At 54.5% G+C, this 21,385-nt stretch carries 23 protein-coding genes and 1 pseudogene; 14 read left to right on the top strand and 10 right to left on the bottom strand.

Annotation, left to right across the window (positions count from 1 at the left end):
• The first annotated feature begins 6 nt into the window (after positions 1-6).
• Both ACK4HN_RS02775 and purB read left to right on the top strand, forming a co-directional pair.
• Positions 7-1,095, top strand: a complete 1,089-nt coding sequence (locus tag ACK4HN_RS02775) for an LOG family protein (protein ID WP_409877199.1) — start codon at positions 7-9, stop codon at positions 1,093-1,095.
• A gap of 53 nt (positions 1,096-1,148) precedes the next feature.
• Positions 1,149-2,444, top strand: coding sequence for an adenylosuccinate lyase (gene purB / locus ACK4HN_RS02770; RefSeq protein ID WP_409869425.1), 1,296 nt, complete (start codon positions 1,149-1,151; stop codon positions 2,442-2,444).
• Here the strand turns inward: purB and pyrE are convergent.
• The gene (gene pyrE, locus ACK4HN_RS02765) at positions 2,441-3,010 is read right to left on the bottom strand and encodes an orotate phosphoribosyltransferase (RefSeq protein ID WP_409869424.1); all 570 of its coding nucleotides are present in this window, start codon (positions 3,008-3,010) and stop codon (positions 2,441-2,443) included. The two genes, purB and pyrE, sit on opposite strands and share 4 nt — an antisense overlap.
• Before the next feature lie 14 nt (positions 3,011-3,024).
• Positions 3,025-4,488: a cysteine--tRNA ligase gene (gene cysS, locus ACK4HN_RS02760; protein ID WP_409869423.1), complete on the bottom strand. Its 1,464-nt coding sequence runs from the start codon at positions 4,486-4,488 to the stop codon at positions 3,025-3,027.
• 98 nt (positions 4,489-4,586) lie between these two features.
• Between cysS and rpsN the strand changes: the two genes are divergently transcribed.
• The 3 genes from rpsN to ACK4HN_RS02745 all read left to right on the top strand — a co-directional run bounded on the left by rpsN (position 4,587) and on the right by ACK4HN_RS02745 (position 6,964).
• Entirely contained in the window at positions 4,587-4,889 is a 303-nt protein-coding gene (gene rpsN, locus ACK4HN_RS02755; RefSeq protein ID WP_409852762.1) for a 30S ribosomal protein S14, read from the top strand.
• Positions 4,890-4,932: 43 nt separating this feature from the next.
• Positions 4,933-5,220, top strand: a complete 288-nt coding sequence (locus tag ACK4HN_RS02750) for a 4a-hydroxytetrahydrobiopterin dehydratase (protein WP_409869422.1) — start codon at positions 4,933-4,935, stop codon at positions 5,218-5,220.
• Positions 5,221-5,326: 106 nt separating this feature from the next.
• Positions 5,327-6,964: an acetolactate synthase large subunit gene (locus ACK4HN_RS02745; protein WP_409869421.1), complete on the top strand. Its 1,638-nt coding sequence runs from the start codon at positions 5,327-5,329 to the stop codon at positions 6,962-6,964.
• Here the strand turns inward: ACK4HN_RS02745 and ACK4HN_RS02740 are convergent.
• The 5 genes from ACK4HN_RS02740 to ACK4HN_RS02720 form a co-directional block, all read right to left on the bottom strand.
• Entirely contained in the window at positions 6,961-8,700 is a 1,740-nt protein-coding gene (locus ACK4HN_RS02740) for an FAD-dependent oxidoreductase (protein ID WP_409869420.1), read from the bottom strand. The genes ACK4HN_RS02745 and ACK4HN_RS02740 overlap by 4 nt on opposite strands.
• The gene (lepB, locus tag ACK4HN_RS02735) at positions 8,697-9,344 is read right to left on the bottom strand and encodes a signal peptidase I (RefSeq protein ID WP_409869419.1); all 648 of its coding nucleotides are present in this window, start codon (positions 9,342-9,344) and stop codon (positions 8,697-8,699) included. Before lepB ends, ACK4HN_RS02740 begins: the two co-directional genes overlap by 4 nt.
• 107 nt (positions 9,345-9,451) lie before the next feature.
• Positions 9,452-10,318, bottom strand: a complete 867-nt coding sequence (locus ACK4HN_RS02730; RefSeq protein ID WP_409877197.1) for a fructosamine kinase family protein — start codon at positions 10,316-10,318, stop codon at positions 9,452-9,454.
• Between the two features lie 11 nt (positions 10,319-10,329).
• On the bottom strand, positions 10,330-10,557 hold the full coding sequence (locus tag ACK4HN_RS02725) for a Calvin cycle protein CP12 (RefSeq protein WP_011057657.1): 228 nt from the start codon (positions 10,555-10,557) through the stop codon (positions 10,330-10,332).
• A gap of 228 nt (positions 10,558-10,785) precedes the next feature.
• Complete coding sequence (locus tag ACK4HN_RS02720; protein WP_409869417.1) at positions 10,786-12,387, bottom strand: NAD(P)H-quinone oxidoreductase subunit 4; 1,602 nt, start codon at positions 12,385-12,387, stop codon at positions 10,786-10,788.
• Between the two features lie 312 nt (positions 12,388-12,699).
• Here ACK4HN_RS02720 and ACK4HN_RS02715 point away from each other — a divergent pair, with 312 nt between their 5' ends.
• The 7 genes from ACK4HN_RS02715 to ACK4HN_RS02685 are packed head-to-tail and all read left to right on the top strand — an operon-like array spanning position 12,700 to position 16,596.
• The gene (locus tag ACK4HN_RS02715; protein ID WP_409869416.1) at positions 12,700-13,041 is read left to right on the top strand and encodes a cation:proton antiporter subunit C; all 342 of its coding nucleotides are present in this window, start codon (positions 12,700-12,702) and stop codon (positions 13,039-13,041) included.
• 9 nt (positions 13,042-13,050) lie between these two features.
• Complete coding sequence (locus ACK4HN_RS02710) at positions 13,051-14,481, top strand: cation:proton antiporter (RefSeq protein ID WP_409869415.1); 1,431 nt, start codon at positions 13,051-13,053, stop codon at positions 14,479-14,481.
• Positions 14,478-14,867 carry a Na+/H+ antiporter subunit E gene (locus ACK4HN_RS02705; RefSeq protein ID WP_409869414.1) on the top strand — a complete coding sequence of 130 codons (390 nt, stop codon included), beginning with the start codon at positions 14,478-14,480 and terminating at the stop codon, positions 14,865-14,867. The genes ACK4HN_RS02710 and ACK4HN_RS02705 overlap by 4 nt, the downstream gene beginning before the upstream one ends.
• Positions 14,864-15,124 carry a hypothetical protein gene (locus tag ACK4HN_RS02700; protein WP_181495024.1) on the top strand — a complete coding sequence of 87 codons (261 nt, stop codon included), beginning with the start codon at positions 14,864-14,866 and terminating at the stop codon, positions 15,122-15,124. The genes ACK4HN_RS02705 and ACK4HN_RS02700 overlap by 4 nt, the downstream gene beginning before the upstream one ends.
• A gap of 14 nt (positions 15,125-15,138) precedes the next feature.
• Positions 15,139-15,417, top strand: a complete 279-nt coding sequence (locus ACK4HN_RS02695) for a monovalent cation/H(+) antiporter subunit G (protein ID WP_181496944.1) — start codon at positions 15,139-15,141, stop codon at positions 15,415-15,417.
• Positions 15,410-15,940 (top strand): DUF4040 domain-containing protein, encoded by a 531-nt coding sequence (locus tag ACK4HN_RS02690; protein WP_409869413.1) that lies wholly within the window; start codon positions 15,410-15,412, stop codon positions 15,938-15,940. Before ACK4HN_RS02695 ends, ACK4HN_RS02690 begins: the two co-directional genes overlap by 8 nt.
• A complete protein-coding gene (locus ACK4HN_RS02685; RefSeq protein ID WP_409869412.1) occupies positions 15,937-16,596 on the top strand; it encodes a Na(+)/H(+) antiporter subunit B in 660 nt (219 codons plus the stop codon). The genes ACK4HN_RS02690 and ACK4HN_RS02685 overlap by 4 nt, the downstream gene beginning before the upstream one ends.
• Positions 16,597-16,834: 238 nt before the next feature.
• Here the strand turns inward: ACK4HN_RS02685 and hisH are convergent, their stop codons facing one another.
• Positions 16,835-17,509, bottom strand: a complete 675-nt coding sequence (hisH, locus tag ACK4HN_RS02680) for an imidazole glycerol phosphate synthase subunit HisH (protein WP_409869411.1) — start codon at positions 17,507-17,509, stop codon at positions 16,835-16,837.
• Positions 17,510-17,536: 27 nt separating this feature from the next.
• Positions 17,537-18,148, bottom strand: coding sequence for a cation diffusion facilitator family transporter (locus ACK4HN_RS02675; RefSeq protein WP_409850009.1), 612 nt, complete (start codon positions 18,146-18,148; stop codon positions 17,537-17,539).
• A 178-nt stretch (positions 18,149-18,326) separates the two neighbouring features.
• Between ACK4HN_RS02675 and ACK4HN_RS02670 the strand changes: the two are divergent.
• Positions 18,327-18,761 (top strand): annotated as a pseudogene (locus tag ACK4HN_RS02670) (zinc ribbon domain-containing protein); the annotation flags it as partial.
• The gene (gene fumC, locus ACK4HN_RS02665) at positions 18,762-20,165 is read left to right on the top strand and encodes a class II fumarate hydratase (RefSeq protein WP_409877196.1); all 1,404 of its coding nucleotides are present in this window, start codon (positions 18,762-18,764) and stop codon (positions 20,163-20,165) included.
• Here the strand turns inward: fumC and ACK4HN_RS02660 are convergent.
• Positions 20,117-21,382, bottom strand: a complete 1,266-nt coding sequence (locus ACK4HN_RS02660) for a dihydroorotase (RefSeq protein ID WP_409869511.1) — start codon at positions 21,380-21,382, stop codon at positions 20,117-20,119. The genes fumC and ACK4HN_RS02660 overlap by 49 nt on opposite strands.
• Between the last annotated feature and the right edge of the window lie 3 nt (positions 21,383-21,385).

Raw genomic sequence — 21,385 nt, 5'->3', positions numbered from 1 at the left:
GGTGCCATGACCCTTTCGCGAGTCGCTTTAAGTAGCCTACAGCAAGACCTCGATCAGTTAATTCGTCGCTTGGATAGTGTGCCCCATGGCGACGTGATTTACCAAGCTCTGCAACTTTTTCTGGATATTGCTGACGAGGAACTGGAACGACTAGATTGGAAGATTCTACGTTCCTGCCTGCGGGATATGCACCAAGCGCTGCGGGTCTTTGCCCCTTACCGCCATACCCGCAAAATTTCCATCTTTGGCTCTGCGCGCATCCCCTCCACAGCACCAGTCTATGAGATGGCGGTGCGCTTTGCCCAAGTGGCAAGCACCGCCGGGTTTATGATTATCACGGGTGCCGGGGGTGGCATCATGGAGGCGGGCAACAAAGGAGCAGGCCCCAATAAGTCCTTTGGCCTCAACATTGAACTGCCCTTTGAGCAGGGAGCCAATCCCTACATTGAAGGGGATCCGCGCTTGATTCACTTTAAGTACTTCTTTACGCGTAAGCTCTTTTTACTTAAGGAAACCGATGCCATTGCCGTTTTTCCCGGTGGCTTTGGCACCCAAGATGAAGCCTTTGAATGCCTGACCCTCTGCCAAACGGGCAAAGCTCCCCCTAAACCCTTGGTCTTGATGGATGTTCCTGGTGGTACCTACTGGCAACATTGGGATCAGTTTATTCGCCAAGAGCTAGTGGCCAAGGGACTGATTAACGGCGAAGATCAGGAACTTTACCGCATCTGTACCAGTGTTGAGGAAGGCTTGGCTTATCTAAGTGGCTTTTATCGTGTCTATCACTCTAGCCGCTATGTGGGCGATCGCTTGGTGCTGCGGTTGAATCAAGACATTAGTGATGCTGCTCTAGCGGAACTCAATCGCGATTTTCAGGACATTCTCGTGTCGGGGCAGATTGAACGCACTGAACCGTTGCCGCGGGAAGTGGAAGACGAGCAACCCATTAACCGCCCCGCCTTGACCCACACCCTCCATCTGCCGCGATTGATTTTGCACTTTAATCAGCGGGACTACAGCCGTCTTTACCAACTCATCTACCGCCTCAATGGCTTTGCCACGGCGGAGGCTGTGTACCATCCCGAACTCAAATAGGCGATCGCCATTAGATTATTAGTTTTTCACCACCCTTAGAAAGATACACGCCCATGATCGAACGCTATACCCTTGCCCCGATGGGGAATCTCTGGACCGATGCCTACAAATTCAAAACATGGCTGGATGTCGAGATTGCGGTTTGCGAAGCCCAAGCGGAACTAGGTCATATTCCTGCTGACGCCGTCGCTGAAATCAAAGCCAAGGCCAAGTTTGACCCCCAACGGGTGCTGGAAATTGAGGCGGAGGTAAAGCACGACGTTATTGCCTTCCTCACCAATGTCAATGAGCATGTTGGCGATGCCGGGCGCTATATTCACCTTGGCTTGACCAGTTCCGATGTCCTTGACACCGGTTTAGCCTTGCAATTGGTGGCCAGTCTGAGGCTGATCCAAGAGCAGTTGGAGCATCTCATTCAGGCGGTGCGCCACCGCGCCCAAGAACATCGCTATACGGTGATGGTGGGACGCAGTCATGGGATTCATGCCGAGCCAATTACCTTTGGTTTCAAGCTCGCTGGTTGGTTGGCGGAGCTGCTGCGCCACCGCGATCGCCTGTGTCAATTACAGCGCACCGTGGCCGTGGGCAAAATTTCTGGGGCAGTGGGTACCTATGCCAATGTGGATCCGCGCGTAGAGGCGATCGCCTGTCAAAAACTGGGACTGCAACCGGATACCGCTTCAACGCAGGTGATTTCCCGCGATCGCCATGCCGAGTATGCCCAAACCCTTGCCCTCTTGGGGGCAAGCCTCGAGCGTTTTGCCGTTGAAATTCGCAACCTGCAGCGCACCGATGTTCTAGAAGTCGAGGAATTCTTCGCCAAGGGCCAAAAAGGCTCCTCTGCCATGCCCCACAAACGCAATCCCATTCGGTCTGAACGGCTGACGGGTCTAGCGCGGGTGCTGCGGGGCAATGCCTTGGCGGCTCTGGAAAATGTTGCCCTCTGGCATGAGCGGGATATTTCCCACAGTGCGGTGGAACGGGTAATTCTGCCCGATAGCTCGATTCTCAGCCACTTTATGCTGGTGGAGATGACGGACTTGGTGCAAACCCTACAGGTCTATCCGGAGAATATGCGCCGCAATATGAACTGCTATGGCGGTGTCATCTTTAGTCAGCGAGTACTCTTGGCCCTGGTGGAGAAGGGGCTGAGTCGCGAGGCTGCCTATGCCTTGGTGCAAAAACACGCCCATGCCGCTTGGAATCAACCCGACGGCGATTTTGCCGCCAACCTCAAAGGGGATCCAGAAATTCAGCGCTACCTCACGCCAGCGGAACTCGAGGCCTGCTTTAACCCTGAACACCACCTCAGGCACCTCGAGGAAATTTACCAGCGGTTGGGCATCTAGGCCGACTTCAGGTAGGCTTCGAGGTCACTCATCCGAAAGAGCGATCGCAGGGGTACCCCTTGAGCAGCAAAGGCGGCTTCCCCGCCCGCTTGGCGATCCACAATGGCAAGAACCTCATTCACCACATAGCCGGCCTCTTGGAGCCGCAGGACCGCTTTGAGGGCAGACCCCCCCGTTGTGATCACATCCTCTAGCACCGTCACCACCGCCCCTTGGGGCAAGGGGGGACCTTCGATAAAGCTCATTGTGCCGTGGCCTTTAGCTTCCTTGCGCACAATCAGTGCCGCCCGATCCTGCCCCTGCAAGTTGGAGAGGACACTCACTGCCACCACCAAGGGATCCGCCCCGAGGGTGAGACCCGCCACTGCCACTGCTTCAGGGGCTAACTGCGCCAAGAAGAGCCGCCCCACTAGGTAAGCGCCCCGCGCCGATAGGGTCACGGGTTTGCAGTTGATGTAGTAGTGGCTTTTTTGGCCAGAGGAAAGGATAAACTCGCCGGCACGGTAGGCATCACGGCACAGAAGCGCCAAGAGTTCCTGATGCAGGTCAGCAAGGGAATCGTGCATAGTGGTCTCCACTGTTAGGGGGTTGAGCCAGCGGGCACGCGAAACCAATGGGTGGTGCCGTCCTTTTGATCCACAAGTTTGACCCCTTGCGCCAAAAGGAGATCCCGCAGGCGATCGCTCTCGGCATAGTTCTTGGCTTGGCGGGCAGCGGTACGAGCAGCAATCAGGTTTTGAATCTCCTCATCGCTGAGTCCCATCGTTGGCGAAGTTTTTGGCGCCTCCTTGGCCTCTAGACCCAAGACCTGAGCAAGGGCAACCAAGGTATGCCAATCGCGACTCACCGCAGCGGGCGATCGCCCCAACCCTCCGCCATGCAGATAGCGATGTTGCTCCCGATTGAGGGTTTTCGCCAACTCAAAGATCACCGCGAGGGCAGCGGCAGTGTTCAAGTCGTCATCCATGGCCTGACAAAAGGCTTGGCAACTGGGGTGGCTTTTCACGTCTTGCGGCGGCGTGGGGGGGAGGGGAACCTGCTGATTCAAGCGCAGGGCTTCCGCTAGGGTTTGCCAGCCCTTGGCAGCGGCGGTAAGTGCCTCCGGTGTAAAGTCGAGGGGTTTGCGGTACTGCGCCTGCAACACCAACAGGCGTAAGGCCATCGGATCTACCCCTTGAGCCAGCAAATCGCGAATAGTGGTGAAGTTTCCCAATGACTTTGACATTTTCTCGGCGTTAACGGTCACAAAGCCGTTGTGCAGCCAAAACCGTGCAAGGGGCTGCTGGGTCACCGCCTCCGACTGGGCAATTTCATTTTCGTGGTGGGGGAAAATTAAATCCATACCGCCGCAGTGGATATCCACCGTTGCCCCAAAGGCCTGTCGCACCATTGCCGAGCATTCAATGTGCCAGCCAGGACGCCCTTTGCCCCAAGGGGCTTCCCACGGATCATAGACACCCATTTCCTCGGGTTTTGCGGCTTTCCAGAGAGCGAAATCAAGGGGATGGCGTTTGCGCTGCTCTTCTTCCTCAATGCGGCCACTGGCACCGGCCATCAGTTGCTCAAGCTGTCGCCCAGAGAGCTTGCCATAGCTGGGAAACTGCGCCACCGCATAGTAAACATCCCCGCCGGCCACATAGGCATAGCCGCGATCTAGCAAGCCTTGAATCAGATCAATAATTTCTGGAATCACCTCTGTCGCGCGGGGATAGGCACTGGCAGGTAGGATATTCAAGGCCGCCATGTCTTCGTGGTAGGCGGCAATGTAGCGATCGCTCACTGTTACCATGGTTTCACCGTTTTCATGGGCACGGCGCAGAATTTTGTCATCAATATCCGTAAAATTCTGCACATAATGCACCGTGTAGCCCAAGAAGGTGAGATAGCGGCGCAGCACATCCCAAGCCACATAGGAACGGGCATGCCCCAAGTGGCAGTAGTCATACACCGTAACACCACAGGCGTAGATCGTCACCCGCTCTGGGTGCAGGGGAGTAAAGGCTTCAAGGCGGCGAGACAGAGTGTTGTACAGATGTAAGGGCACGGCAATACCCCACAAGGATCAACAGTTGCAGCAGCAAATCGCTCTTTGATAGGATATAGGATAGCAAATTCATCATTATTGAGGACAAGCACACCCCCATGGCCAAAAAAAGCATGATTGAACGGGAAAAAAAGCGGCAACGGCTCGTTGCGAAATACGCTAGCAAACGCCAAGAACTCAAAGCAAAACTGGCCAGTGCCGCAACCCAAGAAGAGATCATGAGCATCCATCGTCAACTGCAACGGTTGCCCCGTAACAGTGCCCCTTCGCGGCTGCGGAATCGCTGCTGGTTGACAGGTCGTCCGCGGGGGTACTATCGTGATTTTGGCCTCTGCCGCAATGCCCTGCGGGAAATGGCACACCAAGGGCTACTGCCGGGAGTTGTTAAGGCAAGTTGGTAAATTGGCTCTGCTACCCTAGAGCTAATACGGTTGAGGCAAAACTATGGCAGAGCGATTATCCCCAGCGGATATTGAGGCACAGCTTGTTAATCTGCCCGGCTGGAAATTGGTGGGCGATCGCCTTGAGCAAACCTTTACCTTCAAAGACTTCCTAGGCTCCATTGCCTTTGTCAATCGCCTTGTGGATCCCGCTGAGCAGGCCGCACATCACCCCGATCTCTCTATCTCTTGGAATCGAGTGACAGTCTGCCTCACCACCCATGATGCTGGCGGCATTACCCAAAAGGATATTGATTTGGCCAAGGTGATCTCCGATCTGGCAGTGGTATAACTTTCGTCAGCATTTGCCAACATTTAAGGATTGGGCAAGGGAAGCAGAACTACGATAGAAAGAAGCAGAACTACGATAGAAAGTAGTGCCCGCGATCGCCCATCCTATGAATACTGCTGAATTACTCGTGAAATGCCTTGAAAATGAAGGCGTGGAATATATTTTTGGTCTGCCGGGGGAAGAAAACCTCGATGTCCTCCATGCCCTGCGTCGCTCCCGGATTCAATTTATCACTACCCGCCACGAACAAGGCGCCGCTTTTATGGCCGATGTCTATGGTCGCCTCACGGGCAGAGCGGGGGTGTGTCTCTCGACCCTTGGCCCCGGTGCCACCAACTTAATGACGGGTGTTGCGGATGCGAACCTCGATGGCGCTCCCCTTGTGGCCATTACAGGACAAGTGGGGACAGATCGCATGCACATCGAGTCCCACCAATATCTGGACTTGGTGGCCATGTTTAGCCCGGTCACCAAATGGAATGCCCAGATTGTCCGCCCTAGCATTACACCGGAAATTGTTCGCAAGGCCTTTAAGATTGCCCAGAATGAAAAGCCGGGGGCGGTTCACATTGATGTGCCCGAAAACATTGCTGCTATGGAAGCCGAGGGCTATCCCCTCAAGCCCAGCCCGCCGGAAAAAACCTATGCCTCCTTCCAGAGTATTCTCAAGGCCGCTGAACTGATTAATGCTGCCGAGAACCCCCTGATCTTGGTGGGAAACGGCGCCATTCGTGCCCACGCTGCCGCTGCTCTCACCCATTTTGCCGAAAAGCTCAATATCCCTGTAGCCAATACATTCATGGGCAAAGGGGTCATTCCCTATCAGCACTCCCTTGCCCTGTGGACGGTGGGACTCCAGCAACGGGACTACATTAGCTGCGGTTTTGATCACGCTGATTTGATTATTGCCGTTGGCTATGACTTGATTGAGTACTCCCCCAAAAGCTGGAACCCCGATGGCCGCTTGCCCATTATCCATATTGCGGCCACCCATGCGGAAATTGACAGCAGCTACATTCCTGAGGTGGAGGTGGTGGGCGATATTTCTGATTCGCTCTATGAAATTCTCAAGCGTGCCGATCGCCAAGATAAGCCCACTCCCTATGCAGTCCAACTGCGTCAGGACATTGTTGCCGACTATTGCCAATATGCCCAAGATGAGAGTTTTCCCGTCAAGCCGCAAAAGCTCATCTATGACCTGCGCCAAGTGATGGGACCAGAGGACATTGTGATTTCGGATGTCGGTGCCCACAAGATGTGGATTGCTCGCCACTACCATTGCGATCGCCCCAACACCTGCTTAATTTCCAATGGCTTTGCCGCCATGGGCATTGCCGTGCCGGGGGCAGTAGCGGCCAAATTAGTCTATCCGCAGCGGCATGTGGTGGCAGTCACCGGCGATGGGGGCTTCATGATGAATTTCCAAGAACTGGAAACAGCGCTGCGGTTGGGCACTAACTTTACAACCATCATCTTTAATGATGGCGGCTATGGTCTCATTGAGTGGAAACAGCAACGCTACTTTGGTGAGTCGGCCTATGTCCACTTTGGCAACCCGGATTTTGTGAAGTTGGCCGAAAGCATGGGACTCAAAGGCTATCGCATTGAAGCGACTGCTGACTTTATTCCAACTCTGAAAGCCGCCCTAGGGCAGTCTGTCCCCAGTATTATTGATGTTCCGGTGGACTACACTGAGAATCTGCGCTTCAATCAACGCCTTGGGGAACTGAGCTGCGAGACCTAGGCCACATGCTCTACCCGCATCCAAGGGGCATAGGGATTGAGAAATCCCATTACGCTAAGCCGCTGGCCGTGTTTGGCAGTTTGCAGGCGATCGTTCACAGTGGGGTGGAGTGTTACCAAAGGCCAAGACTCTTGATCGGTGCGCAGTTGATAGGCCTGCTCTCCCAGTTGGACGAATTCGCCAGTCAGCGTTTGCATTCCTGCGCTCACGGTCATTGGTGTTGGCTGGGCGATCGCCACCGTCCAAGGCAGGGGAAGGGCAGGATCAAAGGTCTCTAACGCTCGGAGTTGCCAAGCTTCCCACTCTGGATGCAGCAGCGGCAGATTAAAGAAGGGAAAAATTGCCTGTCGGCACTCCTGAATAAGAGACCTGAGGTCAAGGGCACCCACCAGCTCCTGGGGAGATTTCCTTTGGCGAATGGCTGTCGCCGCCAACCACCCTGCCCCTTGGCCAATGCCCATCACCACAGGCTGTAAGCGGGTGGCTCCATTGGCGATATGGGTCACGGAGATATTTTTCTCTGCCACTAAAAAGCCCTCTACCCGCTGGGGAATCAAGGTCGTATAGGGAATCACAAAGGGTGTCCCTGTCCAACGACCGCCCCAACGGATGGACTTAGGCATCAGAGGAAGTTCCATCCCCGGATAGTGGTGATCGTTGAGATAGTTGCCGATGGCGATGCCTGTGTAGTGACCTTGGGCATCAACGGGCGGTAGAGCACTGGGGAGAATATCCTGCTCTTGAATGGTCGTGACACCAATCAGGCGACGACTTTCGCGGTAGTAGGGATGGAGTGCATAGGCACCGCCCCCCAGTTGGTCAGGGAATCTTGGAAAAGTATCCTCCGCGAGACCATAGCGGCGACCAAAGTGGCGTTGGATGTAGCAGGCAAAATCCTGCGCGTGCCAGCGGGCTTCTTGACAAAAGGCCTGTCGCTCTTGAGGAGAGCCAACCAGCCGTTCCAGACCCACCCCATAGTCGTTTCCCTGCTGCGGCCAGTTGAGCATAAAGCGATTTCCCGGTAGGCGGCCATAGTTGAGAAAGTGCTGCAGGTCATAGCCTGCCCAAGCCCCCCTAAACTTGCGCTCATCCCACAGGGGGGAGGGGGGAATCTCTGGGGCGGTTGCACCTTCACCGTAGTCCTGCAACACGACAATCCATGTGGGGGCTTGAACGGGATAGGTCTGCGTCAGGGGTGTGGGGGCTAAGGGGGCGGAGGGTTCTTGGGTTTCCGCGTGCCACTCCCACCCCCAGCGATGGGGAATCTCTCCTAGAGCAAGAAGATCGCCGAGTTCTGTAGCGTCAATGGTGATTTGGGCATGGATGGTGAGGCTGGTAAATTCCACGCCGAGGATGCGATCGCCTTGGCGCAAAACCGCTTGGGGAAGATCACCAACCATCCACGTCAAGTTCGGGGTTGCCTTGACCCACTCGGCAAACAGATCAGCGGCGGCCTTTGGCTCAAAGGTGAAGAAACTCACCCAAGCATGATCTAGCCCCCCCGGCTGTCTGCGGGCGATCGCCCGCAGAAACTTGCCCCACAGGCCGGTTTGCCATGCCATCAGTTCATTGCCATCAGGGGCAGCTACCCCCGCACTCGTGAGCATGCCGCCAAGCCAAGGGGTTTCACTGACAAGTACCGTTTGGGCGCCCATTCGCGCCGCCGTTAGGGCAGCAGCTACCCCCCCTGTCCCACCGCCAACAACAAGTACCTCAGTGCGCAGGGTTTGCCTCACTGTTGCGGTTCCTTGGGATCAGTAATCAATCCCCAGCGATCGGGGGGCCAAAAGCGAATGGCGGCACGACCAATAATGTAATTGCGCGGTACCACTCCCCAGCAGCGGCCATCAAAGCTGTTATTGCGGTTATCTCCTAAAACCAAGTAGCTATTGGCAGGAATCACCTGCGGCTGTGCCAAATAGGGCTGCATGCCCGCACAGGTATCCACGGAGGTAAATGTTGCAGGCGCAAGATAGGGTTCGGGCAGGGGTTGATTGTTGACATAGACCCGCCCTGCCCGCAGTTCGACGCGATCGCCCGGCAGGCCCACCACCCGTTTGATAAAGGCATCGCGAAAGCCCGCCTGCTGAAGCGTGGGGGTTGGATTAAACACAATGATGTCGCCGCGATGGGGCGGATGGAAGTAATAGCTGATTTTTTCAATAATCAGGCGATCGTTAATCAGCAGGGTTTCTTCCATGGAGCCAGTGGGGATATAGCGTGCCTCGGCCACAAAGGTTCGAATACCAAAGGCTAGGACAGCCGCTAGTCCCAACGTTTTGGCCATTTCCAACCACCAAGGTTCTGTGGCCTTTTTGGTCTTGGCTGTCACTGATTCAGGGGTAGAAGCATTTGTGGGTGGCACTTTGCCATCGGACATAGGAAGGAATCTCGCAAACACTCAAAAGAAGCCATGCACTCCACGATACTACAGCGATATCAGGCTAGCGGTTACTGTTTGATCTTCAGGATGAGCTAGGGCATGAGTTAGAGGAATCGCAGGATCTGCTCAATCATGTACTGGGCTTGGGCAGCATAACTACCGCCAAAAAGATTGAAGTGATTGAGGATGTGGTACAAGTTGTAGATTATTTTCCGTTGCCCATAGCCAGCAGGGAGGGGATAGGTGGCATTGTAGCCCTCATAAAAGGCCGCAGGAAAGCCGCCAAAAAGTTCGCTCATCGCTAAGTCCACTTCGCGATCGCCATAGTAACTGGCAGGGTCAAAAATCACCGGTTCCCCTGTGCGACAAAAAGCAGCATTTCCCGACCAGAGGTCGCCGTGAACCAAGGTAGGGGTTGGCTCATGGTTCAGGAGTTCTGGAATGGCTTCTAGGAGCTTCTCCGCCTTGGGAAAGTGTCCGCCGCGCCGACGGGCAAGATCAAACTGGTAACGCAGGCGAGCTTCACGGAAAAACTCCCCCCAGTTGTCTGACCAGGGGTTGATTTGGGGGGTGGCACCAATGGTGTTATTTTCTGGCCAGCCGTAGCGATCGCTCGTCCCCTTGAGGTGCAACTGCGCCAGTGCTACCCCCATCTGCCACCAATCGCCAGCACTAGTGAGGGGTAAGTATTCCAAGACTAGAAAACTCGCGTCCTCCACCACCCCCCATAGCAGGGGAAGGGGAACGCGGATCGCTTGCACGTTGGCGATCGCCCCCAGGGCATGGGCTTCAGCAGCAAACATGGCCTGCCGCTCGGGGCGATTGAACTTAATAAAGAGGGTTTGCTCTGGATGTTGCCACACATAGGCGGTGTTGATACTGCCACCCCCTACTGACAGGGCTTTGCCGTCATGGAGCCGCTGACCTGTTGCTGCGGCAAATTGATCCCACAACTGTTGCCAGCGACCCACACCCTCAACCCTTAATCGTCGTAAATGCGGCACTCAGCAGCATCAGGGTTGTCATCACAGTACTGCTGGAAGGAGGTTTTGTGATCCTGCTGCTCAGCGCGTTGGTGGGCAGCTTCCGCTTGCAGTTCCTCAAGGGCATCCCAAGCGGCGGCACACTGTCCAGAGGTTGCCCCTTCGGTGTCACAGATTTTGTGGGCTTCCTCGCGGGCTTGTTCAATTTGTTTCTCAAGATTACTCATAGAGCCTTTATTGAATCACCGTATTCAGTTTACAGCCCTTTTCTGGGGTATGGGGTGGAGAGAAGAGATGGAGTGCTCCCCTAGCTCAGCTTTTACAGTGCTAAGCACATATTGTCTTTGTGAAAAGGGCTGTATGCAATCTGCCCAAGGGCAGGAATGCCGTTACTCCACTCTAGCAATGAATGCCCTGAACTGCCAGTTGGAGAAGGGGCTTCCCCCCTCCAATCCCTAAAGAGTACTGCCGGCAACGGTTGCTTCACTGACTAGGCTGGGGGCGGATTGGGTCAGTTGAGCATAGAGGGGCAGATGGTGCTGCGCCACAGCGGGTAGGGCGGCATGGACATGGCTAGCGATCGCTGTCGTGGTCACATCGTAGGTTTGGGTGGCCAGCTTAGGATACATTCCCACAGCAATAATCGGCACCAAGAGGGACAGGGCAATGAAGGTTTCGCGGGGATTGATGTCCAACAGCAGTTTGTCAAACATCTCGCCCGCTTGTTTGCCCGTAAAGACACGGCGCACCATCGAGAGCAGATAGACGGGCGTGATAATCACCCCCACGGCAGCGAGGAAAATCACCCCCACTTTGAAGGTGGTGGAGTAGGCATCACTGTTGGTCAAGCCCAAAAAGACAGTGAGTTCACTGACAAAGCCACTCATGCCAGGCAGCGCCAGCGAGGCCATAGAGCCAGCGGTAAAGAGGGCAAAGGTTTTCGGCATGGATTGGGCAATGCCGCTCATTTTTTCCATGGCCAAAGTGTGGGTGCGATCGTAGGTCACCCCCGCTAGGAAGAAGAGCACAGCCGCAATCAAACCGTGGGAGAGCATTTGTAGCATCGCCCCATTGAGACCAATGCCATTGAGGGCACCAATGCCCAGCAGCACAAAGCCCATATGGGAAATTGAAGAGTAGGCCAGCCGCCGCTTTAGATTCTCTTGGCCAAAGGCAGTCAGAGCGCCATAGACAATATTCACAACCCCAAGGGCAATGAGAACCGGCGCAAAGTAGATATGGGCATCGGGAAGCATTTGCAGGTTAAAGCGAATCAGGCCATAGCCCCCCATTTTCAAGAGCACGCCCGCCAGCACCATGGAGACCGGGGCAGAAGCTTCACCGTGGGCATCGGGTAACCAAGTGTGCAGTGGGAAAATGGGCAGTTTGACACCAAAGGCAATCAGGAAGCCACCATAGGCAAGCAGTTCGAGTGCCAAGGGATAGTTCTTGAGACCCAAGACCGCCATGTTAAGCGTAAAGTCACCGCCATAGAAGGCCATCCCCAAGCCAGCAAGGAGGATAAAGAGGGAACCAACGGCAGTGTAGAGGATGAATTTGGTAGCGGCGTATTGGCGTTTGGCACCCCCCCAGATGGAGATCAACAGATAGACGGGTACCAGTTCCAATTCCCAAATCAGGAAGAAGAGGATCAGGTCTTGGGCGGCAAAGACACCAATTTGGGCACTGTAGAGCGCCAACATCAGGAAATAAAATAAACGCGGCTTTTGCTTCACTTGCCAAGCCGCAAAGATTGCCACTGTGTTTACCAGACCCGTCAGCAAAATCAGGGGGACGGCAAGGCCATCAACCGCTAGGGACCAGTTCAGGCCGATTTGCGGCAGCCAAGGCACGGTTTCCACCATTTGGATCTGGGCGGATTGAGCATTGTAGTGCTGCCAGAAAACCATGGCCGAAAGGCCAAATTCGAGGAGTGCGATCGCTAGGGCGTACCAGCGGACTGTTTTCCCCTCACGGTCGGGCAACACGGGAATGAAAAGGGCTGCCACCAAAGGCAGCAGTGTGAGTACAGTCAGCCAAGGAAATTGGACATTCATCAGACAACCCCCCAAGGGACGAGTCCAGTAATCTGTTCAAGTATTTGAATAAGAATATATACCTATTTGCTGAATGTTGCAAATTGTTAAGCATTTTTCTAAGTTATAGGGTTTATAGCACTGATATTGACAAAAATCTATTCTATAGGGAATTGATATTGATCTGAATAAAGTTAAGATGGAGGTTGACGTGCCGAAGGTTCCTCACCGTTGGTTGCGGCGGTGCAGTTTTATGGCAAAAGGCGAGGCGTAACAGCAAAACAGAATGTTACAGTTTGTTCTAAATACCAAGGTATCTGTGGGTTGGGTCTGATGATTTTCTTGGAAGCCTGTGTTTTTGTCACTATCCTCGTTGGTTTTTTAGCCACGATTGTCAAAAAAAATCTGCTGATGAAGATTGTGACAATGGATGTCATGAGTACTGGGGTGGTGGCTTTGTTTGTGGTGATTGCCACCCACAGTGGTTTGGTCACGCCTATTGCCCGTGGGGGTGCCTTTGATGTTGCCTACGCCGACCCGGTGCCCCAAGCCGTGATTTTAACCGCGATCGTGATTGGCCTTTCGATTCAAACGCTGATGCTGGTGGCGGCAATGAAGCTAGCGCGGGATAACCCAACTTTAGAAACACCAGAAATTGATCAAAAGTATCTGTAGGAAGTAGCAATGACGGAGCTGGCGATCGCTTGGATTTTGTTGCCTTTTGTGGCAGGCTTAACGCTTTACTTATTGCCCCTCTTGGCGCGGGGTCTGACGCTGGCGATCGCCGTTGTTTCCCTCTGTGTCGGCTTAGGCATCACCATCAACCAAGTCAACACTGCGTTTGTCCTTCTCGATAGCTTTGGCATTTCCCTACGCATTGACCCCCTCAGCGGCTACTTTATTGTCACCAATGCCCTTGTGATTTTAGCGGCGCTGTTCCATACGTGGCAGGCAGGTTACAAGGCGTTCTTTTATGTTTTGCTGTGTCTGCTCCACGGTTGTGCCAATACCGTCTTTACTTCAGCGGATTTCCTCAGTCTCTACGTCAACATTGAGGTGCTGGGGATTGTTGTTTTTCTTCTCATTGCCTACCCTCGGAGCGATCGCCCCCTTTGGATTGGGCTGCGCTATCTCATGGTCAGCAATGTGGCCATGCTGTTTTATCTCATGGGAGTAGCCTTGGTTTATCAGGCAAGTCATACGTTCGCTTTTAGTGCTTTGAGGCAAGCGCCGCCGGAGGCAGTCGCCCTGATCCTGATGGCATTGTTAGCCAAGGGCGCCATTTTCATTAGTGGGCTTTGGTTGCCCCAAACTAACGTCGTTGCTGCTCCTGTAGTTGCTGCTCTCCTAGCCGGCATTGTCGAAAATGCTGGGGTGTTTAGCCTTGCTCGCGTCAGTCTGCTCCATAGTGACATTGCGGATATTGTGGGGTTGTTTGCCCTCGCCTCGATCTTTTTGGGAGCGGTGTTGGCCTTAGTCGCCGAGGATATACGCCGGCTGCTCAGTTTTAGTACCCTTGGCCAACTGGGATGGGTGATTATTGCTCCCCCGGCGGCGGGTTTGTATGCCCTCATGCACGGCTTAGCCAAGGCCAGTCTTTTTTTGAGTGTGGGGGAACTGCGCCACTATCGTCTGAGTGAATTGCGCCAAGAGGGTCTGCCGCGCCCAGTGGCGATCGCCCTGATGATGGCTGGTTATGGCATTGTTGGTGTCCCCCTCCTTGGGGGATTCCCCGCTAAGGCCTTGACCCTAAGTTACCTTGAGCCTTGGCAGCAGGGACTCCTCTACGGTGCTGGCTTTTTGACCGCCACAATTTACAGCAAATTTCTCTTTTTGCCCCGCTATCCGAGCAAGACCCCCATGCCTGTGGGCTACAGTGCCGCCACAATGGTGCTCTTGGGTGGGCTAGCGCTGGCCAATGCGGGCTACATGGAAGCCTACAGGAGTGGCATGGGTTTGTTCCGCGCTGTTTTGCCCCCCTTGGTGGGCTGTGGCTTAGTGGCCTTGGGGGTCTCCCGCTGGGAGTCTGCTTGGCGAGGGGCTTGGGAACGCCTAGAGCATCTTCTAGGAGTGATGTTATTGCTCTTACTTGGCTTGGTGGGGTTAGCCCTATGAATTACTTGAACTTTGCCCTGCGCCTGACGATTTGGCTGCTGCTGACGGCGGACTTTGGTTTGGTCAATCTGGCGATTGGAATTCTGGTTTCGCTCCTGCTGCCCCAAGGGCAGGGGGGGGTAGCAACCCTACGGCAGTGGCTGAGTACCCTCAGGAAAGTGGCGGTGGCTGTTCCCCGAGCTTATATTGAAGCTATTGAAATGATGGTGCGTCCCCATCGGCATGAAGCGATCGTCTGTGAACCCGTTGATCCGACTCGTGCCCCCGCTCTGATTTTTCTGGACATTTTTACGATTACCTTCACCCCCAAGACGATCGTGCTGCACTACGACGAGGAGGGCTGGTTTGAAGTGCACCAACTAGTGGAGCGCAGACCCGAAAAATGACGGCCTTTTTAGTCATCATGCTGCTGATTCTGGGTATTCCCCTCTATGCTGCTTGGAAGGGGGAGCACATCTGGTCGAAGATGTTGGCCTTTGCCAGTATTGCCACAAAAGCAGCAATTATGATCTTGCTGGTGTCGGTGCAGCGGGATGATTGGATGATTGGCATTGTGGGGGTGATTATTCTTAGTGTGGGCAATGGTGCCCTGATGCTACTGGCGCAGATTTTGCGGCGACTACGGGATGTCGCCAATCTCTAGGGAGGGGGTCAGTGATTTTACAGTGGATCAGTTATGCCTGTATTAGTTTTGGTCTCTTTCTTTGGCTGTGGGGAACGTGGCCGCTGGTAGGTCGGCGATCGCCCCTCTATAAACTGCATTTTTTGTCAGTCTCCGATACCTTGGGTTCGATGGCGATCATGATCGGGGTATTACTCCGCATTCCCCGCGAATGGCCGCTTCTGGTCTTGGCATTGATCTCCCTCGCCCTCTGGAACACCATTCTAGGCTACGTTTTGGCCTACTGCTCCCAAGGGGAGGACACCGATGGATAGCTGGCTCATCGCTGTCACTGCACTCTTGCCCCTAACGGCTCTCATGCTGGTGTTTCAGGACAATCCCTACCACGCCCTTGTAATTCGCGGCATTATTGGTGCCGTGGCGGCCCTTCTCTATGCCATTCTCGGTGCTGCCGATGTGGCATTGACCGAAGCCCTTGTGGGAACGATGCTCTCAATTATGCTCTACGCCGTTGCAGTACGCTCTTCCTTGGTGCTGCGATTGGGCATCTTAGCTTCGGCACTCTCCACCGATAGCTTGGATCACTTGCTGGCAGCCATTCGTGAAGCCGTTGCCCCCTATCATTTGCGCGTTGAATTAATCATCTATCCCACGTTTGAGCAACTCAAAATAGCGCTCCGCGATCGCGAGATCCACGCCCTATGCGCTGAAGAAACCACTCAATTATTAACAATGACCCGTGTGGCACGCCTCTACACCATCCTCAAGCCCCACCTCACCAGTCTCACAGAACTCGTGTATTACCCCTTGCCCAGTGAAGAGGAGTCAGCGGCATGATTTGGCTCTATGGCATTGCGGCAGTGCTACTGCTGGTGAAAATGCTGATGATCCCCACCCTGCCTGCGGTACCAACGATTCCCATTGTCGAAACCCTTGTTAACCAGAGTGCGATTCCCAATGCCGTGACCGCCGTGATTTTGTGCAATCGCCTGTACGACACCATTTTTGAGGTGGTGGTATTCACCCTTGCCATCATGGGGGCGCAGTATCTACTCAGCAATGAAAAACCCCTTGGCCACGTTAGCCGCTTTAATGATCAGCCCTCGATTGTTTTGGCAAGATTTGGTGCCACCATTTGCTCCCTTGTGTGTATTGAGTTGGCCTTGCGGGGGCACCTGAGTCCGGGGGGCGGATTTGCGGCTGGCGTTGCTGGTGGGACGGCGATCGGTCTTGTGGCTATTACCTCAGCGCCAGAGTGGCTAGAGAGCATTTATCGTCGCTTCCATGCCGCCACATGGGAAAAAATCTCCGTGATTGTTTTTATTCTCTGCGGTGCCAGCCTGTTGATGGGAGCGGCACTGCCTGCGGGACGATTTGGTACGCTCCTTAGTGGCGGCTGGATTCCTTGGTTGAATATCCTCATTGCCCTGAAAGTGGCCTTGGGGTCGTGGGCAGCAGTGCTGACGTTTATTCGCTATCGTGGCTTGCTCTAATCCAAGAGTCACGGCGAGGCAACGGTGGTGTATTTTGCCGGAGTTAGAGAGAGCTTCGTTGTTGATTACGGATCATGCACCGACTCACCCGAAAGGGGCGGCAAGCGGCAGGTTCCGAGGTGTGATTTCTACCGAAATACTCTCCTAATTTAGACGTGATTGAGCACAACTTTTGTGGGCTGAAGCGAGCGCGGATGTATGCAGGGTCAAACAGTGGGATTGATGAAGTGATTCGCAGCTATTGTCTTGGATAATGTCTTAATTCTTTATCAGAATAGCGATACTGATGCGTGACCAGAGTGACAAAGTTGCGCAGTAGTTGCAGGCCGATCTTGCCCGACTTTTCCGGGTGAAATTGACAAGCAAAGACATTCTTGTGGGCGATCGCGGCTGTTACGGTTTGCTGACCATGAGTTACCGTTGCCGCCACTAACCTTGGATCAGCGGGGACAACAAAGTAGGAGTGGACAAAATAGACCCAAGGGGCGGGGGGTAAATTCTGCCAGAGGGCACAGGCGGATTGGGTCAAGGTCAGTTGGTTCCAACCCATGTGGGGGATTGTGAGGCCGGGTGCTGACTGAAAGCGCTGCACTTTGCCCGCAAAAATACCAAGGCCGGGTTCTGTTCCCTCTTCGCTGCATTCAAAGAGGACTTGAAGGCCAAGGCAAATCCCCAGAAAGGGCATTCCTTGCTGAATTACTTGGTGAAGAACCGGCACCAGCTCCCGCTCGCGCAGATGGGTCATGGCTGGGTCGAAGGCACCCACGCCGGGGAGTACCACAGCATCGGCGGCAACAATCTCACTGGGGCGATCGCTGACTAAGGGTCTTGCCCCTACCACATCAAGGGCTTTACTAACGGAATGTAGGTTGCCCATATCGTAGTCAATGATGGCGATCGCTAGTGCGCTCACAGCAGACTTCCCCAAAAGTAACCCTACTCATTCTACAGGGGTGTTCATCACCGCTTGCCTTGCATCCCGCACAATGCGAATCCCTCCCCAGAACACAAGGCTAGCAATGCCAAACCCCACAATCAAGTCAGGATAAGGGGACTGCAAGAGGGCGACTAGCCCCCCAGCAATCATCACACTGACATTGGCAATCACGTCATTTTGGGTAAAAATCCAACTGGCGCGCATATGCACTTCCCCTCGCCGATGTTTAGCAATCCGGTAAAGGCAGTAGCCATTGGCCACCAGTCCTAGAAAAGCGATCGCCATCATCCAATCAGCCTCTGGTGCATTACCTGCTAAAAGGCGACGAATCACGTCCCCCAAAATTAAAACTGCAAGGGTCATCTGAAAAAGACCACTCAGAGCTGCTGCACGGGTTTTCTGCTTTGGAGAACGCCCCACGGCATAAAGGGAAAGGCTATAAACGAGAGCATCGGCAAGCATATCCAGAGAATCAGCAATCAACGCTGTGGAATGGGCAAGAATGCCGCTACCCAACTCCACTAGAAACATCCCTAAATTCACAAGAAGTACGATGCGCAGGGTTTTGCGCTCCGCTGCATTTTTCGCTTCAATATGGCAACCGCAATCGGACATTTGCTTTCCCCAAATACTTTTAGATAATCGGCGGGAAGCCCCGCGCTCTTCCGAAGGGGAGCGTCAGGATGAGAGCTAGGGGCGCTGAGGGGGTTCGCTGCCCCCGAAGTGCCCGAGCGAGGGGGGTCTTGCTGTGCAATAAGTGTGTGCTATAACCATAATTGTGCTATAGTCATCGCCCAATCGTCAGGCGGCTAAATCCAGCCTGAATAAAAGTTTTGCCGATGCGGGGAGAGCAGGGTTCCTAAACAACATCCTGCCGTACAAAGCTGCAAACGCTGGGCGGTGGGTCGGGAAGGTTAACCCCGCTGGCACATCTCAGTATTGTGCAAATTGCCTGAACCGAGTCCCCAAGGAGTGGTCTGACCGCTGGCATGAATGCTCTCATTGTGGCGCATCCATGTCGCGAGACATCAACTCGGCGAAACTCATCAAAACAGTGGGCCTAGGGCATCGGCTCACTATAAAACGCGAAGGTCGAAAGAGTGGAGAAGCCCGCCCTCTACGCGAAGGAGGGTCGGGAGTATGTCACGATATTATTCGGATTATTCGGAAGATCGCGGCTCGCAGAGCAACACGCGTTGATTTTTACTCCTTGCTTTGCTCAATCTGAATGACTACTGCAACACGCATAGAATACGATTCCCTAGGTGCCATTGAGGTCCCAGCGGACTGCTACTGGGGTGCCCAGACAGCGCGTTCCCTCAAGTATTTTCCCATTGGTGGCCTGCGGATGCCCCTAGAGGTGATCCATGCCATGGCACGGCTAAAAAAGGCGGCAGCGATCGCCAACCGCGATTTAGGGGTTTTAGCTGCCGACAAAGCGGCATGGATTATTCAAGCCGCCACTGAGGTGATAGAGGGACGCTGGGATGATCAGTTTCCCCTCTCCATCTGGCAGACGGGCAGCGGTACCCAAACCAATATGAATGTGAATGAGGTGATTGCTAACCGTGCCATTGAACTGGCGGGGGGCGTTAAGGGGAGCAAAACGCCAATTCACCCCAATGATCATGTGAACTGTAGCCAGTCCTCTAATGACACCTTTCCAACAGCAATGCATATTGCCACGGTGATTGAGCTTCAGGAGCGACTGCTGCCGATGCTGCGGCGGCTACTGGCGGTATTGCAGGACAAAGTAACGGCCTTTGCGGACATTATTAAGATCGGGCGCACCCACCTTATGGATGCAGTACCTCTCACCCTGGGTCAGGAATTCTCAGGTTACGCCAGTCAAATTGCCGCCTGTCAAGCCCATATTGAGTACGTATTAGAGCATCTCTATCCTCTTGCCATCGGTGGTACCGCCGTCGGGACGGGTCTGAATGCGCCGCCGGGCTTTGGCGATCGCGTGGCAGCGGAGTTGACGCGAATGACGGGGTATCCCTTCCGCAAAGCTGAAAATCCCTTTGCCGCTCTGGCAGCCCATGATCCCCTAGTGATGCTCAGTGGTGCCCTGAAAACCTTAGCTGCAGCGATGATGAAAATGGCCAATGATATTCGCTGGTTGGCCTCAGGCCCTCGCTGTGGATTGGCGGAACTCATTCTACCCGCCAATGAACCGGGGTCATCCATTATGCCCGGCAAGGTGAACCCTACCCAATGTGAAGCCCTGACAATGGTGTGTGTGCAGGTGATGGGCAATGACGCAGCAGTGGGGATAGCCGGCAGCCAGGGCAATTTTGAACTGAATGTCTTTAAGCCCCTGATCATTCACAATGTGCTGCGCTCGATTGAACTCCTGAGTGACGCGGGGCAGACCTTTACCCAGTTTTGTCTTGCAGGCATCGAACCAAATCGGCAGCAAATTCAGAGCTACTTAGAGCGCTCCCTCATGCTGGTGACGGCCTTGAACCCCTACATTGGCTACGACAAGGCGGCAGCCGTCGCGAAAAAGGCCTATAGCGAAGGTAAAACCCTCAAGGAAGCGGCGGTGGAATTGGGGTACCTCACGGCGGAGGAATTTGATCAGTGGGTGCGGCCAGAGTTGATGCTGGGTGAAAAGGGCACCAGTTGACCCCGCAGGGATTGCTGCCAAAAGGGGGTATTGCGTGCGCGCGATCGCAGGCTTTGGTGTGTGACTTGCCAAGTCGCCGTCGGATCAAAAAGAACAAAGTTGCGACTGTTCAGTTCAAGGCGGGGTGGCTCAATGCCTAGAATGCGAGCGGGTGCTGTACTGAGGGCATGCCACAGATCAACAGCACTCAAGTATTCCTTGACAACCAGTTCCTGCCAGAGGGCGGGGAGGGCTAATTCAAGGCCAATGGCGCCGGGGAGGGCCTCCGCGAAGGACACCATTTTTTCCTCGTAGAGTAGAGGGGTATGGTCAATGGCGATCGCCTCAATCACCCCTGTTTTCACTCCCTCAATCAGGGCTTGGCGATCGCTCGTCGTTCCCAGCGGCGGGTCTAGGCGCAGATTTGGATCGTAATTGACTAGATCCTCCACGCTAAAGAGCAGGTGCAGCCATGAGACACTGGCACTCACGTGATCGGGCTTCTCCTTGGCCAGAATCTCCACACTGCGAGCCGTTGACAGACGCATGAGGTGAATCGGCGTTGAGACGGTGCGTGCCAATTCCAAAATCGCCAATAGGGGAATGGTTTCGCAGCAGACCAGTTGCTCCACCAAGCCCAAACGAGTGGCGACTCCACTTTGCCGCGCCACCCCCTTCGCCGCCAAGGCCGAATCAAAAGGCCAAAGGGCCACGGGTTTCCCCAGGGGCTGGAGATAAGTGAGTGCCCGCTGTAGCAAGGGCCAGTGGGTCAATCCGCAGTCATCACAAAAGCCGACCACGCCACTGGCTGCCAGTTCCGCTAAATCCGTGAGCGCCGTTCCCTTGCATCCTTGGGTGAGTGCACCCCAAACCCGCACCTGTGACCAAGCGGTGGGCGGTATCTGCCGTTGTAATGCTTGCCAAAGGGCAGGATCATCAATCACGGGTTCGGTGGTGGGCAAGAGGGTTAAATGCTGCACCCCTCCAGCAGCAGCAGCGGCCAAAAGGCTGTCTAGGGTTTCTCGCGCTTCATAGCCCGGTTGACCACTGTGGCTGTAGAGATCCACCAAGGGCGGCGCCAAAACCCAATCGGCTGCTGGAATGATTTCCGCGGCAGCGGGCACATCCGCCGGGGCGATCGCCACCAGTTGATCCTCTGCTAGCAGCACATCTGCGTGTTGATCTTGGCGGTTGACCGGATCCAGCAGCCGCACCTGTTGCAACAGTCGCCACAGCATGGC

Source organism: Thermosynechococcus sp., from assembly GCF_046299655.1.
Taxonomy (GTDB): Bacteria; Cyanobacteriota; Cyanobacteriia; order Thermosynechococcales; family Thermosynechococcaceae; genus Thermosynechococcus.
This window is presented reverse-complemented; position numbering and strand designations above follow the sequence as displayed.